At 55.7% G+C, this 15,392-nt stretch carries 15 protein-coding genes and 1 tRNA gene; 2 read left to right on the top strand and 14 right to left on the bottom strand.

All coding sequences use genetic code 11. The annotated features are described in order from the left end of the window. From GX466_07370 to GX466_07355, 4 genes are all read right to left on the bottom strand, one after another. The coding region (locus GX466_07370; protein NLH94020.1) for a zinc-ribbon domain-containing protein at positions 1–1,159 on the bottom strand (1,159 nt) is incomplete at its 3' end. Next, the gene (locus tag GX466_07365) at positions 1,159–4,278 is read right to left on the bottom strand and encodes an isoleucine--tRNA ligase (protein ID NLH94019.1); all 3,120 of its coding nucleotides are present in this window, start codon (positions 4,276–4,278) and stop codon (positions 1,159–1,161) included. The genes GX466_07370 and GX466_07365, both read right to left, overlap by 1 nt. Positions 4,279–4,357: 79 nt before the next feature. Further along, a complete protein-coding gene (locus GX466_07360) occupies positions 4,358–4,723 on the bottom strand; it encodes a hypothetical protein (protein ID NLH94018.1) in 366 nt (121 codons plus the stop codon). Between the two features lie 137 nt (positions 4,724–4,860). Further along, on the bottom strand, positions 4,861–5,361 hold the full coding sequence (locus GX466_07355; GenBank protein ID NLH94017.1) for a hypothetical protein: 501 nt from the start codon (positions 5,359–5,361) through the stop codon (positions 4,861–4,863). 288 nt (positions 5,362–5,649) lie between these two features. Between GX466_07355 and GX466_07350 the strand changes: the two genes are divergently transcribed. Further along, positions 5,650–5,790 carry a hypothetical protein gene (locus GX466_07350; protein NLH94016.1) on the top strand — a complete coding sequence of 47 codons (141 nt, stop codon included), beginning with the start codon at positions 5,650–5,652 and terminating at the stop codon, positions 5,788–5,790. Between the two features lie 8 nt (positions 5,791–5,798). Continuing rightward, the gene (locus GX466_07345) at positions 5,799–6,719 is read left to right on the top strand and encodes a Ppx/GppA family phosphatase (protein ID NLH94015.1); all 921 of its coding nucleotides are present in this window, start codon (positions 5,799–5,801) and stop codon (positions 6,717–6,719) included. Between the two features lie 199 nt (positions 6,720–6,918). Here GX466_07345 and GX466_07340 read toward each other — a convergent pair. The 10 genes from GX466_07340 to GX466_07295 form a co-directional block, all read right to left on the bottom strand. Then, positions 6,919–6,994: transfer RNA gene (locus GX466_07340), tRNA-Ile, on the bottom strand. A gap of 172 nt (positions 6,995–7,166) precedes the next feature. After that, positions 7,167–7,934 (bottom strand): ribonuclease III, encoded by a 768-nt coding sequence (gene rnc, locus GX466_07335; protein ID NLH94014.1) that lies wholly within the window; start codon positions 7,932–7,934, stop codon positions 7,167–7,169. A 61-nt stretch (positions 7,935–7,995) separates the two neighbouring features. Continuing rightward, positions 7,996–9,234 carry a beta-ketoacyl-ACP synthase II gene (gene fabF / locus GX466_07330; protein NLH94013.1) on the bottom strand — a complete coding sequence of 413 codons (1,239 nt, stop codon included), beginning with the start codon at positions 9,232–9,234 and terminating at the stop codon, positions 7,996–7,998. 133 nt (positions 9,235–9,367) lie between these two features. Then, positions 9,368–9,601 (bottom strand): acyl carrier protein, encoded by a 234-nt coding sequence (locus tag GX466_07325; GenBank protein ID NLH94012.1) that lies wholly within the window; start codon positions 9,599–9,601, stop codon positions 9,368–9,370. Between the two features lie 65 nt (positions 9,602–9,666). Then, on the bottom strand, positions 9,667–10,425 hold the full coding sequence (fabG, locus tag GX466_07320) for a 3-oxoacyl-[acyl-carrier-protein] reductase (GenBank protein ID NLH94011.1): 759 nt from the start codon (positions 10,423–10,425) through the stop codon (positions 9,667–9,669). A gap of 22 nt (positions 10,426–10,447) precedes the next feature. Beyond that, a complete protein-coding gene (fabD, locus tag GX466_07315; protein ID NLH94010.1) occupies positions 10,448–11,377 on the bottom strand; it encodes an ACP S-malonyltransferase in 930 nt (309 codons plus the stop codon). 10 nt (positions 11,378–11,387) lie between these two features. Next, entirely contained in the window at positions 11,388–12,380 is a 993-nt protein-coding gene (locus GX466_07310) for a ketoacyl-ACP synthase III (protein NLH94009.1), read from the bottom strand. Further along, positions 12,323–13,378 (bottom strand): phosphate acyltransferase PlsX, encoded by a 1,056-nt coding sequence (gene plsX, locus GX466_07305; protein NLH94008.1) that lies wholly within the window; start codon positions 13,376–13,378, stop codon positions 12,323–12,325. Before plsX ends, GX466_07310 begins: the two co-directional genes overlap by 58 nt. A 1-nt stretch (position 13,379) precedes the next feature. Next, complete coding sequence (gene rpmF / locus GX466_07300; protein ID NLH94007.1) at positions 13,380–13,565, bottom strand: 50S ribosomal protein L32; 186 nt, start codon at positions 13,563–13,565, stop codon at positions 13,380–13,382. Between the two features lie 184 nt (positions 13,566–13,749). Next, positions 13,750–14,979, bottom strand: a complete 1,230-nt coding sequence (locus GX466_07295; GenBank protein NLH94006.1) for an MFS transporter — start codon at positions 14,977–14,979, stop codon at positions 13,750–13,752. Between the last annotated feature and the right edge of the window lie 413 nt (positions 14,980–15,392).

Genomic DNA, 15,392 nt, shown 5'->3' with positions numbered 1-15,392 from the left:
GCTGCGGCAGATCTGGGGGGTTGGTTTCCAGGGGGTCGGGGGTTCCAGTGATGATGTTTCTGATATCTCCAACCAGCCCGCCTGATTCTTGAATGGCGGGCAAGCCGAAGATGAAGAACAGGGCAAGACCTGCGACGATCAGACCGATAATCAGCCAGAAATTCCATTCCAGATGGCGCTTGGGAAGTGGAAGCGGCTGGTCCTGGAGTTTTGCCAGGGATTGCGAAGCCCCCTTGGGCGCGAAAACTTCATCCTCTTCCACCGGCGGCAGGTTGTTCAAACCCCTAAGTAACGCCTCAAGGGAGGTGTTACGATGTAAGATGTTGCGGTGCAGGCAGTCGGAGAGGATTTTGTTCATGCTAACGGTGACGCCAGGGATGTGGGAAAACTTGTGCAGCTTCAGATTCTCGGAGCTGTAACTCGCTTTGTACAATACATTTCCGGAAAGCAATTGCGCGATGATGACGCCTAGGTTGAAAACCTCATCCCGCTCGTCCACTTCTTCGTATTTGATTCCTGATGAGAGGACGGTGATGGTGTTGGAATCCTCGGGTACCATAATTCCGCTGGGAGTGAGTTCATGCAGTGAAAGGCCCTGCTTGCGAACGGCTATCGCCGTCTGCACCAGTTGCTTGGCCACTTCACGCACGAAGTTTTCGCTCAGGCGCTCTTTGTTGTAAGCCTTGATCCTTGCCAGAGAATCACCGCTCACGAATTCCGTGGCCATGAAAATCGGATCATGGGTCTGATTGATCTCCGCGACCCTGGCTGTTTGAGCGGAACTGAGTTTGCCCATGCGTTTGAGCCTTTGCTGCAGGTCCATGATCGATTCAAGGTCGGAATACTTGTACTTGAAAAAGAGCTTGAGAACGTACCTTTTGCCCTCTTTATCCGCGATGTACTTGATTCCTTCTGGGTCTTTGTTCAGCATCCGGACTATGGTGTAACCGCAAAAAACGTCGCCCGGGTCCATAAGCTTGAAGACGGCATCGGTAACCTGGTCCCCGCCAAAACGCCTGATCACTTCAGGTGCCTCAGGTTGCGGCACCTGATTTTGTTCATTTACGCTGCCATCAAGGTCTTCGCGCCGCGTACCGCAATGCACGCAGAACTTGCTCTTTTCCGGGATTTTTTTCCCGCAGTTGCCGCAGTAGCGCATCAGACGGTCCTCGTGATCCTCATCCAGACCTGTTTGCCGTTGATATCGTATTCAACGAGGCCTTCTGTCGATGCCGCTTCGCTGAGTTCGTCGCAAAGAGTTTCACTCTGGATGAATTCCCCGTGAGCGTCCAGCGCGGCTTTGATCTCGTCGTCGCCAATCCATTCCACCATGATGCGGTCCATGATCTCGAAACCCTGTTCCTTGCGGCTGAACTGGATCTTGTTCACCAGTTCACGGGCATAGCCTTCGCAGATAAGCTCCGGCGTGAGAGCCGTGTCCAAAGCCACGAACATGTTTTTCATACTCTCAAAAACAAAGCCCTCGCGTGGCTGGATGTGCACAGCCACGTCTTCCGGCACCAGATCTATATCCAGGGCGGCAAGTTTGTAACTGCCAGTGTCATTAAAAGCTTTAAGAACCTCTTGTCCCTTAACGCGAGCCAGTTCCGAGGCAATGGCTTTCATCCGGTTGCCGTATTTGGGCCCCATCACCTTGAACTGAGGTTTCAGTTCGTAGCGCACAAAGTCTTCATCTTCCGATACATAAACGATCTCGTGGATGTTCACTTCCTCCTGGATAAGATCAAACATTCGTTCCAGGGTGGTTCGGTATTTTGCAGGCACATACATCTTCTGCAGAGGCTGCCGCACCTTGATCTGGCAGGCATTTCTGGCAGCCCGTCCCAACTGGACGATGTCTATGATAACCCGCATTTCCTTTTCCAGGGCAGGATCGATGTATTCGGTCTCGGATTGCGGATATGCGGCCAGATGGACGCTTTCGCCGGCCCCGAGGGAGAGGTAGAGCTCTTCAGCCAGATAGGGAGCGAAGGGCGCGATCATTTCAGCCACGCTCACAAGCACTTGGTAGAGGGTGCGGTAGGCATTGATCTTGTCTTCGGTGAGCTCCAGCGCCCAGAATCTGCGGCGGCTACGGCGCACATACCAGTTTGAAAGCTCGTCGATCACAAAATCCTGGATGGCGCGCACCACCTTGGTTAGTTCATAATCCTCCATCCAGTCGCGCACCTGGCCAATCAGGGTCTGCAGCCGGGAAACGATCCAGCGGTCGATCTCAGCACTCCGCTCCCAGTTCCAGAGATGGGCCGAAGCATCAAAGGAATCTATGTTGGCATAGGTGGCAAAGAAGGAATAGGTGTTTTTGAGCGTGCCGATAAATTTGCCGATGATTTCCTTCACGCCCTCCACGTCGAAGCGCGTGGGCACCCAGGGCGGACTTATCTCCACCAGATACCAGCGGATGGCATCGGCGCCGAAAGTTTGCATAACTTCAATGGGATCAACGGAATTGCCTTTGGACTTGCTCATTTTCTGGCCTTTAGCGTCCAGGATGAGGTCGTTCACCAGACAGCTTTTATAGCTGGAACGGCCTTTGTAAAGGGTACCAATAGCCAGCATGGAATAGAACCAGCCCCGGGTTTGGTCGATGCCTTCTGAGATGAAGTCAGCAGGGAATAGTTCGGAGTCGAATGTATCTTTATTTTCAAAGGGATAGTGCCACTGCGCGAAGGGCATGGAACCACTGTCGAACCAGCAGTCGATCACTTCTTGGGTGCGGTTCATGCCACCACCGCATTTAGCGCAAGTGAGCTTCACGTCGTCGATGTAAGGCCGGTGCAGTTCTATGTCTTCGGGCACCGGGGAGCCGTCTTTCAGTTTGCCGCGCTTCACCAGTTCTTCGATCGAACCCACAGAGCTCTTTTCGCCGCAGTCTTCGCAGATCCAGATGTTCAGCGGCGTGCCCCAGAAACGGTCTCGGGAAAGGGCCCAGTCAACGTTGTTGGCCAGCCATTCGCCGAAGCGTTTTTCGCCCACAAAGCCAGGATACCAGTCGATCTGGCGGTTTTGCTCCAGCAGTTGTTCCTTGAACTGGGTGGTGCGGATGTACCAGCTTTCGCGGGCATAGTAGATGAGCAGGTTTTCGCAGCGCCAGCAGTGGGGATAGCTGTGTTTAACCTGTTCGCGGCGGTAGAGGTTGCCGCTTTCCTTCAAGCTGCGGATGATGTCTTTGTCCGCGGTTTTCACGAAGATGCCGGCCCAGGGTTCGATCAGATGGTTGAATTTGCCTTCGGCATCCACCGGCTGGATGAAAGGCAGGTCATATTTTAGGCCGAGGGCATAGTCGTCCGCTCCAAAAGCCGGGGCGGTGTGCACTATCCCGGTGCCGTCATCCATGCTCACGTAATCTGCCAAACCAACATACCAAGCGGGTTTTTCTGGCTTGATGAAACTGAAAAGCGGCTGATAGCGGCGCCGTTCCAGCTCGCGGCCGGGAAATTCTCTCAAAATCTCGTATTCGCCTTCCAGAGTTTCCAGCCGGGCTTTGGCCAGGATGTAGTTTTCCTCCAGATGGCGAACCTTCACGTAAGTTTCGTCAGGATGCACAGCCAGCGCCACATTCGAAATCAGCGTCCAAGGCGTGGTAGTCCAGGCCAGATACCAGGTGCCGTCTTCGTCCAAAGCCTTGAATTTCACGAAGATAGAGGGATCCTCCACGTCCCTGTAGCCCAGCGCCACTTCGTGGGAAGAGAGCGGCGTTCCACAGCTTGGGCAGTAAGGCACGATCTTGTGCGCCTTGTAGATCAGCCCGCGGCGGAAAAAGTCGTCCAAAATATGCCACACGCTCTCTATGTAGCTGTTGTGCATGGTGATGTAAGGATCGTCGAGGTCGATCCAGTAGCCCATCAGTTCCGTCATTTCCTGCCAGAGGTCAAGATAGCTCCAGACAGATTCTTTGCAGGCCTGGCAAAATTTTTCCACCCCGTAGTCTTCGATCGCTTTCTTATCTTCCAGTCCCAGTTGCCGTTCCACTTCGATCTCCACTGGCAGTCCGTGGGTGTCCCAGCCGGCTTTGCGTTTAACCTGGAAACCGTTCATGGTTTTGTAGCGGCATACCAAATCCTTCAGCGTGCGTGACAGCATGTGGTGGATGCCAGGTTTGCCATTGGCTGTGGGAGGGCCTTCATAAAACACGAATTGGGGTGAGCCCTTGCGCAAATCGATGCTTTTTTGGGCCAGGGAGTGCTCCCGCCAATAGGCGCGGATACGCTCCTCCAGATGCCTGGGGTTTTCTTTAAGGTCTATGCTTTTGAACATTTAAACTAAAATTGCGTCCTTGAGTTAAGCTGGCCCTGGTTGGGCCTGATTATATGGCCGGAAGACGCGGAATCTTCACTCAGCCGATCTTTTTTGAATGTCCCGGACGCCTCTGGCCGGGAACGAAATTCTGCCTGGCTTGCAGATTGGTTTTCTTGTGTTCATGGGCCGTGGGGAGCACACGCTCCTCTTCCGCTTCTGTAACCTGCTTTTCCTCAAAGAGTTCGCTGAAGTGCTCCTTCAGTTCCTCATGCTCGGAAACGTAGGTTTTCCATTCTTCCATGGCGGCATCCATGTTCACGCAACGGGTGCAGAGGACCAGCAGGTTTTGGTCTGTTGTGCCGATCCAGCCGCGGTCGTAGCAGTTGTCGCAACTCTTTTTGCGGCGATGCTTTGCCGCGATTTGCTGGGCTGCTTCCAGATGCTTGTCGTCAAGCTTGAACATAATGTCTCCTTTTCCCCGGTCAGCGCTTGCCTTTTGGGCAAGTACAGCCGCGGGATGCTGTTGTCTTCAGCCAGTTATACCATTATTTTTACCGGCGCATTTCTGAAAAGGATTATTTTCAGCCGGCTGGCAGGGCGCTATTTCTTTTTGCGCGTCTTGCTGGCCGCAGGCGGGGCTGGTTCGACGTTTTCAGCCGCTTCCGGAGCGGCTTTGGCAGCCGTGTTTTCCGCGAACTGCAGCGGCTCTGTAATCACCGACTTTTTCAGCTCCACCCGCACGATCGGTTCCAGGCGGTGGGTTACAACAAAGAGATTCTTGTTGCGGCTGAGTTCCAGCTTTTCTTCCGGCGTCATCGCCACGATCTCTTTCAGGTTCACGATCCTTTCGATCGCTCCGGTGGCCATGTCCACGATTTGGACAAAGGTTTGCTTTTCGGCCATGAAATCTACCTCCATTGTGTATTTATCAGGAAATCTTTTGCAAACGTCAAGCACAAAATCCAGATACTCGTCGCGGTGGGATTGATACCAGATGCGAAAAGCGCGGCATTTCCCCACCCGACGGCAAACCGCGCAGAGGGGCGGCGTCACTTCTCGGTGGCGCTTGATTTCGCAGGCGTGGAGTCTGGATTTTTTCATAGCTGGCCTTTTCTCTAAAAAGCCTCTCCCTGTCAAGAAATATCGGCGTCAACACGGCAACGAATTACCCCGCCTTGGGCAGGTTCACAGACTTGTTATACTGCGCTTGGAGCAGGTCATAGGCGTCTTCCCTGTTGCGGGTTAGCCTTAGCGCGAAATTCAGCAATGGTCTTTCGTGCGTGTTTACAACAAAAGCCAGGACCCACCACTTCCGCGGGCGGAAAATGCTGGACAAATTTGGTAGCGCCTTTCAAGAGGCTTAAATCCAAATTACAGACAGGTCCAAACATGAAAGATAACTCCACGGAGATGTTTATCAACGATTCCAACAGCGCCTTCAGCCGCAGCCGTGTCAGCTTTGGGCTGAACGGCAAATCCAGAAGGCGAGCCACACCTTCCCCAGATGCGATTTTGCCGGCCCTGGAGTGAACAATCAGATGCGGGCAGTAATCGATATCGGTAGCAATTCCGTCAAATGCGTTGTGGCGCAGGGAGTTGGGACTGACTTTCAGGTTATTCGTGAATTGAGCCGGACCACCCGGCTGGGTGAAGAATTGGTCGTCACGGGCATGATTGGGCCCGAAGCGGCTGAGCGCAGCCTGGCTTATCTGCGCGAGCTAAGTGACATCTGCCGGGATTATGGGGTGAAAAGTGTTGTCTGTGTCGGCGCTGAAACCTTGCGCAGGGCGTCTGACGCGGAGCAGTTTGCCCGCCGGTTGAACTGCCTTACAGGATGGGAGTTGCGCGTTCTCACACCCGAAGGGGAGGCGCGGTTGAGCTTTGAGGCTGCTTCAGCGCTGGCTCCAACAGATGGAGACTTTGTTGTGATAGATTCCGGCGGGGGCAGCACCGAATTCAGTTTTGGGTCCAAGCAGGGGCTGAAAACCTGCCACAGCCTTCCCCTGGGCGCGCTGACGCTCACCAGTTCCTTTATCCACGGCGATCCGCCGGACTCCGAAGAACTGAGCTATCTCAGAAACCACGTCCGCGGCCTTTTGCAGAGTGAGTTTCCCCGCTCGGGGAAGCAGCATGCCGTCGCCTGCGGCGGCGGAGTCTGTGCCCTGGCGGCAGTGGCAATGGAGTTGGAAGATTTTGAGGCTGAAAAGGTGCAGGGACTCTGGCTGTCCCAAACGGAACTGGAAAGGCAGATTGTTCTCTACGGCAGTGTCACAGAGGCGGAACGCGCTCGCATAAAGGGTTTGCCACCTGGCAGAGAAGCGATAATACTGGCCGGGGCACTGGTTCTGGAAGAAATCCTGCTACACTTTGAGCTAAAGGGCGCGAGCATTTCCAGCCGGGGCATCCGGCACGCTTTATTGGCCGAAATCGATCCAATCTGGTTCATGCCAGTCAACTGACCCTGCCAGTTCGGACTTCTCTTTTGGCTGGACCTTAACCCTCTTTATAAAGCCAGCGTTTTCTCTCCCGCACAATCCCCGCTTGAAATGCGGGCATTTGGAGGGAGCAATGCAAGAGGCGGACCGGAAGGGGCTAAGGAACGACTGACGCGGGATGAACCGCTTTAACAACAGGAACAGACCCTATTTCAAAAAAAGATGGTGGGCCCAGAGGGAGTCGAACCCCCGACCGTCCGGTTATGAGCCGGAAGCTCTACCAACTGAGCTATAGGCCCCTCATCATTGTCACTCCTTTCATTTTCAGGCCTTTATTCTGTCAAGCAAAATCGGTTTTTGTGAAAGGAGGAACGAGTTTTGAATACAGTAATGAACAGCGCTTCAAAGCATCCCGGCGCCATTCCCACAAGCTATTCTGTTGCCTGCGTTCGCTGTATAGTCAGGATGAGCTCAGAGCCCAAGTTTCTGACAGGCAGCTCGAGCGGCTTCCTGTTGAGCGGTCTTTTTGGTGTTGCCTTTGCCGCGTCCAAGCAGTTCGTTGCCCAGGTGGGTTTCCACAATGAAGGTTTTGTTGTGTTCCGGGCCTTCCTCGGCGACGGTCACATAGCGGGGCGGTTCCTCGCTGTGGGCCTGGAGGTGTTCCTGGAGGATGCTTTTGTAGTTCACCAACTCGTTGCGGTTCACCGTGGTTTCATAGTCGGTGAGGATCTGGTTTTTGATGAATCTGGTGGCGGAGGCGATGCCGCTGTCCAGGTAGATGGCGCAGATGAGGGCTTCAACGGAATCGCTGAGGATGGAGGATTTTTTGGCGCCGCCGGATTGCTGTTCCTCGGGGCTGAGCAGCAGGTATTTGCCCAGGTCGAGGGCGTTGGCTTTGAGGGTGAGATAAGTTTCGGAGACGATCTTGGATTTGAGCTTGCTGAGCTTGCCCTCCTGCTCGTCGGGATGGCGTGAAAAGAGCTCTTTGGAAACGATGAAACCGAGGATGGAATCGCCCAAAAACTCCATTCGTTCAAAGGGCGAGGGGGTTTTGTGGTCGCCAAAATTGCGGCGTAGATAGGATTTGTGGGTGAGGGCGGCGCGCAGCAGGGTGGGGTCGTGAAAGTTGTATTCGATCTTTTTCTGCAACTGGACCAGGCTCTTTTCCCACTTGGGATAGTGCTCGGCTATCTTTTTGCCGTTGAAGTATTCAACTATCCTGTGTATGATCTTTTTCAATCTTGCCTCTGTTCATCCGGCCAGCAAATCCCGCCACAGCGGCCCTCCGGGGACGCGGGGATCAGATGTATTTTTTGATCACGAGGGCGGAATTGTGCCCGCCAAAGCCCAGAGAATTGGAGAGGGCATAAATGACCTCATGATTCTGCGGGGTGTTGGGCACGTAATCCAGGTCGCAATCGGGGTCCGGCTGGCTGAGGTTGATGGTGGGGTGCAGGATGCCGGTCTCGATGGTCTTAACGCAGACGATGGCCTCGATTCCGGCGGCTGCGCCCAGCATATGGCCGACCATGGATTTGGTGGAATTGATCTTGAGCTTGTAGGCGTGGTCACCAAAGCAACTTTTGAGGGAGTGGGTTTCTCCTTTGTCGTTGAGAGGGGTGGAGGTGCCGTGGGCGTTCACATACTGGATGTCGGCGGGGCTGATCCCGGCGTCGGCAATGGCGCCCAGCATGGCTTCGGCGCTACCTGAGCCGTCGTCGAGGGGAGCGGTGATGTGAAAGGCATCGTCGGTGGCGGCATATCCGGCAAGTTCGGCATAAATTGTTGCTCCGCGGGCTTTGGCATGTTCCAGTTCTTCCAGCACGAGGAAGGCGGCTCCTTCGCTCATCACAAAGCCGTCGCGTCCGGCGTCGAAGGGACGGGAAGCGCCTTTGGGATCGTCGTTGCGGGTGGAAAGGGCCCTCAGGGCGCAGAATCCGCCGACGGAGAGTGCGGTCACCCCGGCTTCAGCGCCGCCGCTGATGATGATATCGGCATCTCCATACTGGATGGCGCGGAAAGCGGTTCCGATGGCGTGGTTGGCGCTGGCGCAGGCGCTGGCAATGCTGAAGTTGGGGCCTTTGAAGCCGTGTTCTATGGCGATGTGGGCAGCGGCTATGTTGGATATCATTTTGGGGATGAAAAAGGGGCTGATCCGGCGCGGGCCCTGCAGGTGGTTTTTGATGGTCTCTTCCTCGAAGGTGTAGATTCCGCCGATGCCCACTCCGGTGATCACGCCTACGCGGCGGCCGTCCTGCCTGGCAGAATCTATACCAGCGTCCTTAACAGCCTCGCGGGCCGCCACCATGGCAAAGTGGGTGAAGGAATCCATCTTGCGGGCTTCCTTGAGGTCGAAATGCTCTTCGGGATGAAAATCTTTTATCTGGGCGGCGATCTTGGCGGAAAGGGCTGAGGTGTCAAAGGAGGTGATGGTATCCACTCCCGACACACCGTTCACCAGGTTGTTCCAGGTTTCAGCCACATTGTGCCCCACCGGGGTCAGGGCTCCCATGCCTGTAATAACCACTCGTCTTTTCATATCTTGATCCTCTTGTTCAGTTTGCCTGCCGGCGGGTTTTGGGAAAAGCCGGCAGGGATTTTCGCGTTTGGAAAAAGGGTGGAATCAATCCTGATAACTGAAGCTATCAGGATTGATTCACGGTTTTGGGGGATTAAGCCAGCTTTTCCTTCAGGTAGTCGATGGCTTGTCCGACTGTGCGGAGCTTGTCCTGATCTTCATCAGGGATATTGATCGAGAATTCTTCCTCAAATGCCATGACCAATTCCACAGTGTCCAGGGAATCGGCACGCAGGTCTTCGATGAAGTTGGCGGCGGGAACAACTTGAGATTCCTCCACGCCGAGTTTGTCCATCACGATCTGTTTGACTTTGGCTTCAATATCCATTTTTCCTCCTATGATTATTGAAGTTAGGTTTTCTTTCTATATTGAATGGTTTCCCGTTCAACGCTTCAGTGCATGGTCAGACCGCCATCGACGGCAATGGTCTGGCCGGTGAGGTAGGAGCTGTCGTCCGAGGCGAGAAAGAGGCAGACCCTGGCGATGTCTGCCGGGGAGCCCATTTTCTGCAGCGGGATGGCTTTTGCGTAGGAAGCCACCACCTCGGCAGGAAGGGTTGCGGTCATCTCCGTCTCGATGAATCCTGGAGCAATGGCGTTCACGCGCACGCCCCGGGAGGCGAATTCCTTGGCGCAGCTTTTGGTGAAAGCGATGAGGCCGCCTTTGGAGGCCGCGTAGTTGGCCTGGCCGGCGTTGCCTATGATGCCGATAACGCTGGCGATGTTGATGATGGAGCCGCTTCTGGCCTTCATCATGTGTTTGAAAACTTTCTGGGTGCAGATGAAGCTGCCGCTGAGGTTGATTTTCAGCACCAGGTCCCATTCCTCCTGCTTCATGCGCAGCAGCAGATTGTCGCGGGTGACGCCGGCGTTGTTCACCAGGCAGTCTATCCCGCCGCGGGCGCTGACTATGGAGGCAAAAATGGCTTCCATGGCTTCACCCTGGGTTACATCGCCCACTTCACCGGAGGCTGAGAATCCACGCTGGGCGAGGCTTTGAACGGCTTGGTCCACGCTGTCGCGGGCCAGATCTACGATCACCACATGGCTGCCCTGGGCGGCAAAAGCTTCCGCTATCGCGAAGCCGATTCCGCGGGCAGCGCCGGTGATTACCACTGTTTTGTTCTGAAGGTTGTAGTTCGCAGTATTCATATCTTCATTCTTTATAATGTTTTTAGAGGGCGCTGAGCAAATCGTCCAGCTCCTCCATCCAGCCAAAGTTTAAAACCTTGGCTTCTTTGTCAATGTTCTTGATCATGCCGCTTAGCACTTTTTGGGGCCCGAACTCGATGAAACGGGTGATTCCGGAGGCCAGCATGGCCTTTACACTGTCCACCCAGAGCACCGGCGAAACCACCTGGCGCACCAGCTTGGCGCGGCTGACAGAGCCCTCTGTGGCGGGCGCTGCGTCCACATTGGAAATCACGGGGATTTCAGCGTCGCGGAACTCCACCCTGGCCATCTCCACCTCGAGCCAGTGGCTGGCTTTTTCGATCAGTGGAGTGTGGAAGGGCCCGCCCACGACCAGCGGCAAAACCCTCTTGGCGCCTTTGGCGGAGAGGATCTCGCGGGCTTTGGCGACCCCGGCTTCTGTGCCGGAAATCACTGTCTGGATGGGGGTGTTGAAGTTCACCGCGCGCACCAGGCCTTCAGCTTCAGCTTCGGCGCAGGCTTCAATTACGGCCTGGGCTTCCAGCCCTATCACGGCAGCCATGGCAAAGGGGCTGCCGGCGTTGGCTTCTATCATGAATTCCCCGCGTTTGTGCACCAAATGCAGAGCGTCCTGCCAGTCCAGGGTGCCGTTGGCGACCAGGGCGCTGAATTCGCCCAGGGAATGGCCGGCTACGCAGGCGGGGCGGATGTTAGTATGGCGCTCAAAAACCTTTAGGGCACAGATACTGTGGAAGAGGATGGCCGGCTGGGTGTGGCGGGTTTCCTTCAAAAGCTCTTCCGGTCCTTCAAACATGATCTGGCGCAGATCCGTGCCGTGGCACCGGTCAAAGGCCTCCAGCTCGATGGCGAATTCGGGCACGGCTTCACAGAAATCACGGGCCATGCCTACGTATTGGGCCCCCTGTCCGGGAAAAACGAACGCTGTTTTCATGCTGTGGTCCTCAATACCTGGCCAGCAGGCTGCCCCAAGTGAGCCCGGCGCCGAAGGAGGTGAACAGAATGATATCGCCGCGGCGGATCTTGTTAGCGCGGATGGCTTCGTCCATCGCCAGGGGAATGGTGGCCGAGGAGGTGTTGCCGTATTTTTCGATGTTCACGATCACCTTGCTCATCGGCACGTGAAGTTTGTCAGCCAGGCCTTCGATAATGCGCAGGTTGGCCTGGTGGGGGATGATCCAGTCGACGTCCTCAACCCCCATTTTGTTGCGCTTTAGCAGTTCGTCGGTGGAGGCAAACATCGAACGGATGGCGTTTTTGTAGATGCGGTTGCCTTCCATGTAAACGGTGTGGAGGTTCTTGTCCACGGATTCGTGGCTGGCGGGCATACGGGAACCGCCGGCTGCCTGATAGAGCAGTTCGCCCTGGCTGCCGTCGGCAAAAATGAGTGAATCAATGATCCTTGAGATATCGTTCTTTTGGGCCCGGGAAAGGATGGTCGCCCCGGCGCCGTCGCCGAAGAGAACACAAGTGTTGCGGTCGCTCCAGTTCGTGATTTTGGTGAGAATGTCCACGCCGATCACCAGCACATTTTGCGCGCTGCCGTTTTCCACGTAGTTTTTGGCCACGTCCAGGGCGTACACAAAGCCGGTGCAGCCAGCGGAGACATCAAAGGCGGGGATGTTTTTCAGGCCCAGCTTTTTCTGCAACACACAGGAAGTGGAGGGAAAGGGATGGTCGCCGGTCACGGTGGCAGTCACGATGAGGTCGATATCCCGGTATCTCACTTTGGAAGCCTCTATGGCGTTGGTGGCTGCGACGATGGCAAGGTCACTGGCCGCTTCCTCCGGAGTGCAGTGGTGGCGCTCAAACATCCCGGTGCGGGTGCGGATCCATTCGTCGGAGGTTTCCACGATCTTTTCCAGATCGAAGTTGTTGACTATCTTTGCCGGAGCGTGGCTGCCGAAAGAAGCGAATTTGGCATTGTGCAATGGCATTTGCTTATCCTCTCGAAATATTCCTTGGTGTGGTTCACAACACCTGCCTGCGCGGTGCGCACGGCGAATTGGATTCCGTTTTTTATAGCGTTGGCGTTGCTGCTGCCGTGGCAAACGATGCTGCAGCCGTTCAGCCCCACCAGCAGGGCGCCGCCGATCTCGGTGTGGTCGAGCTTGTGCCTTAGATAGCTGTAAACCGGATAAGAGAGGACCGCCCCGAATTTGGCGATCCAGTCTTTGTTGAGCTGCTCTTTCAGCAGTTCGAAAACGGCCATCACCGCGCCTTCGATCGTCTTCAGCACCACGTTGCCCACAAAGCCGTCGCAGACAATCACGTCGCAGTCTCCCTTCAGCACGTCCTTGCCCTCGATGTTGCCCACGAAATTGAGGTCCTGTGCCTGGGAAAGCAGGTTCCAGGCCTCACGGGACATAAAATTGCCCTTGGCGTTTTCCTCGCCGATGTTCAGCAGGGCGACGCGGGGGTTCGGAACCTTGTAGATATAGCTGAAATAGATGGTGCCAAGCTGGGCGAACTGGAGCAGGTTTTCGGCGTCGCAATCCACGTTCGCGCCCATATCCAGCAGGATTTCGGGCTGTTTCATAGTGGGCAGGGTAACAGCGATCGCGGGACGGGAAACGCCTTTGATGCGGCCGTAGCCAAAGAGGGAGGCGGTCATGAAAGCCCCGGAATTGCCGGCGCTCACAGCCGCGTCCGCGGCCCCGGACATGTGCAGTTGCACTGTGCGGACCATCGAGGAATTCTTTTTGGCGCGCACGGCCTCAGCGGCGTGGTCTTCCATGTTGATGCGCTCGCTGGCATGCTCGATGCGGATCCGGTCTTTGTCGTAGAAGTATTTCTCCAGATCATTCCGGAGAGAGGCTTCATCGCCGACCAGGATGACCTCGTCGCAAATGTCTTCCTTGATGGCCTGAATGGCGCCCTCTATCTCTGGAAACGGCGCTTTGTCGCTTCCAAAAGCGTCTAGGGCAATGCGCACATTACTCCTTCTCGGCGGCGGCTTTGATCTGCCTGCCGGAGTAGGTGCCGCAATTGTCGCACACGTGGTGCGGACGGGCGGGCTCTCCGCATTTGGAGCAGGTGCTCACAGCCGGAGGCGTGAGCGCGTCGTGCGTTCTGCGTTTATCTCTGCGGGTTTTCGAAGTTCTTCTTTTTGGGACTGCCATCGGGTACTCCTTTTGGTTGTGTCTTATTCAGGCTTCAGCCCTTGCCCGGGCAGGCCGAAAGTGCCTCGCGGGAACCAAGCTGAAGCAAAATAATGGGATTCGAGCAAACTCTGCCAGCATCGGTATTTTGTCAATCAAAATCCCCAACTCAATGACTTTCAACCAAATATAGCCTGAATGCCGCTCACCTGGAACCAGGGCTCCGATGCCATTGCCTCCAGCCGCGCTTTTCCTTAACCGCCAGCAGCGGGACCAGGCTTAGCCAGCGCAGGATGCCGCCGACGCCGAAAATCACCTGTTCCGGCTCCAGCAACCTCGCCCCTATCCGCAAAGCGCCGGGGAAAAAAGCTCCGGTGAGCAGGGTGGAGGCCATCATCGCCACGCCGCCAACGGCTCCGTAGAGCGCGCTGTAAGTCTGTTCGCGGCCCTTGCCAGCGATGGCCAGCACAAAATTGGTTGTCACCACGCCATTCCCCGCCCACATGAAACCGGAAAGCAAGCCCTCGAGCCAGAGAATGCTGTAATTCGCCGGGGTCATGAACAGCCAAAGCATGGGGTTCAAGCCCCCCAGCAGCACGCAGATGAACATCGCGCGCTTGTTGCCCCAACGGTCGATGAAGCGTCCCCAAAAGGAATATGAGAGCAGCGATGAGCCCATGTGCAGGCTGCCGTAGAGCTGCATCTGGAAGAGGCCCATGTTCAGTTTTTTGAGCATGAAGGGACCCCAGAAGGCACTGCCCACGCCGATCGCCAGCATCCACCAGACCCCGAAAGCCAGCAGCATCCTGAAATTGCGGTCTCTGAAAGGTTCGCTGAACTTGCGCCGTAGCGACATCTGCTGCTGCAGGGAACGCTTCCGGTCCGGCTGCCGCGACAGGATCGCCAGACTGATAAAGCCCATAATCCCCGCAAACACAAAGATTCCCGCCAGCCACCAAGCCTGGTTGCGCGGAATGAAGAGGATATCCGGATCGACCCATTGGCTTGCCAAGTTCCGCAGCGCTCCCCCGCCTTGTTCAAAGAGGTCTGTGAAGTAGCTCAGGATATAGCCCACCACCATTCCGGAAAAGACAAGGATTTGGTTTCTTCGCGCGAAAAAGCGGCCCCGGATGCCGATAGGAATGAGGTCGCTGACCCAGGCGATCCAGATGTTTCCGCCCACGGCCTGCAAGCCCGCGCTCACAAAAAGCAAGGCCAGAAGGAAAACAATCCCCGCCTGGGATGAGGAAAAGAGCAGCGCCGCCCCGAGGAAGAAACTGAGAAAGCGCCCCGCGGCCGTGACCGCCACGCAGACCCGCTTGCGCCGCTTCAGACGCTGCATCAGCGCCACACCCAGCGGCTGGAACACCGCCGCCACCTGCCCCAGCGCGCTCAGGATGCTGAACTGCAGGGGGCTGGCGCCCAGGATGACCATGAACTTGGTGATGAAGTTGCTGCCGATGTTGGCCAGGTTGCCGTAAATCTGAGCGAACACGCCTTCGATCACCGAAATCCGGTAGGTCCGGAACACGGTGAAGCTCTTCTGCTGCGCTTTGTGTTCTTTGCCGCTTCTGTCATTCACTGGCAAATCCCAGGCTCCTTTTCTCTGCTGTCGGTTTTCATCCCCTGCCACAGCTTTTTCCAAATTCAGGAGCCTATTTCCCTCAGCCCCGGTATCTGTAAAGTATTGTTTTATGAACACGGCCTGAGTTACCCACTATATCCAGAGGAAAGACGCCGCGGGCTATCTGGAAAAACCTGATGAAAACAGCAGGCTTCGCCATTTACCCCTTCCCTCTCACATCCCTTTCACTTCCCGCTGAGTTCCCGCCTGTCAAACGGGAAGTC

Source organism: Candidatus Cloacimonadota bacterium, assembly GCA_012516855.1.
Classification (GTDB): domain Bacteria; phylum Cloacimonadota; class Cloacimonadia; order Cloacimonadales; family Cloacimonadaceae; genus Syntrophosphaera.
This window is presented reverse-complemented; position numbering and strand designations above follow the sequence as displayed.

What these genes read in the sequence shown, in the direction of transcription:
- GX466_07310 (NLH94009.1), bottom strand. Translation starts at nt 12,380, where the DNA reads ATGCCATTGCACAATGCCAAATTCGCTTCTTTCGGCAGCCACGCTCCG.
- GX466_07325 (NLH94012.1), bottom strand. Translation starts at nt 9,601, where the DNA reads ATGGATATTGAAGCCAAAGTCAAACAGATCGTGATGGACAAACTCGGC.
- fabF (NLH94013.1), bottom strand. Translation starts at nt 9,234, where the DNA reads ATGAAAAGACGAGTGGTTATTACAGGCATGGGAGCCCTGACCCCGGTG.
- GX466_07350 (NLH94016.1), top strand. Translation starts at nt 5,650, where the DNA reads ATGAAAGATAACTCCACGGAGATGTTTATCAACGATTCCAACAGCGCC.
- GX466_07355 (NLH94017.1), bottom strand. Translation starts at nt 5,361, where the DNA reads ATGAAAAAATCCAGACTCCACGCCTGCGAAATCAAGCGCCACCGAGAA.
- GX466_07360 (NLH94018.1), bottom strand. Translation starts at nt 4,723, where the DNA reads ATGTTCAAGCTTGACGACAAGCATCTGGAAGCAGCCCAGCAAATCGCG.
- GX466_07295 (NLH94006.1), bottom strand. Translation starts at nt 14,979, where the DNA reads ATGGTCATCCTGGGCGCCAGCCCCCTGCAGTTCAGCATCCTGAGCGCG.
- GX466_07365 (NLH94019.1), bottom strand. Translation starts at nt 4,278, where the DNA reads ATGTTCAAAAGCATAGACCTTAAAGAAAACCCCAGGCATCTGGAGGAG.
- rpmF (NLH94007.1), bottom strand. Translation starts at nt 13,565, where the DNA reads ATGGCAGTCCCAAAAAGAAGAACTTCGAAAACCCGCAGAGATAAACGC.
- fabG (NLH94011.1), bottom strand. Translation starts at nt 10,425, where the DNA reads ATGAATACTGCGAACTACAACCTTCAGAACAAAACAGTGGTAATCACC.
- GX466_07345 (NLH94015.1), top strand. Translation starts at nt 5,799, where the DNA reads ATGCGGGCAGTAATCGATATCGGTAGCAATTCCGTCAAATGCGTTGTG.
- fabD (NLH94010.1), bottom strand. Translation starts at nt 11,377, where the DNA reads ATGAAAACAGCGTTCGTTTTTCCCGGACAGGGGGCCCAATACGTAGGC.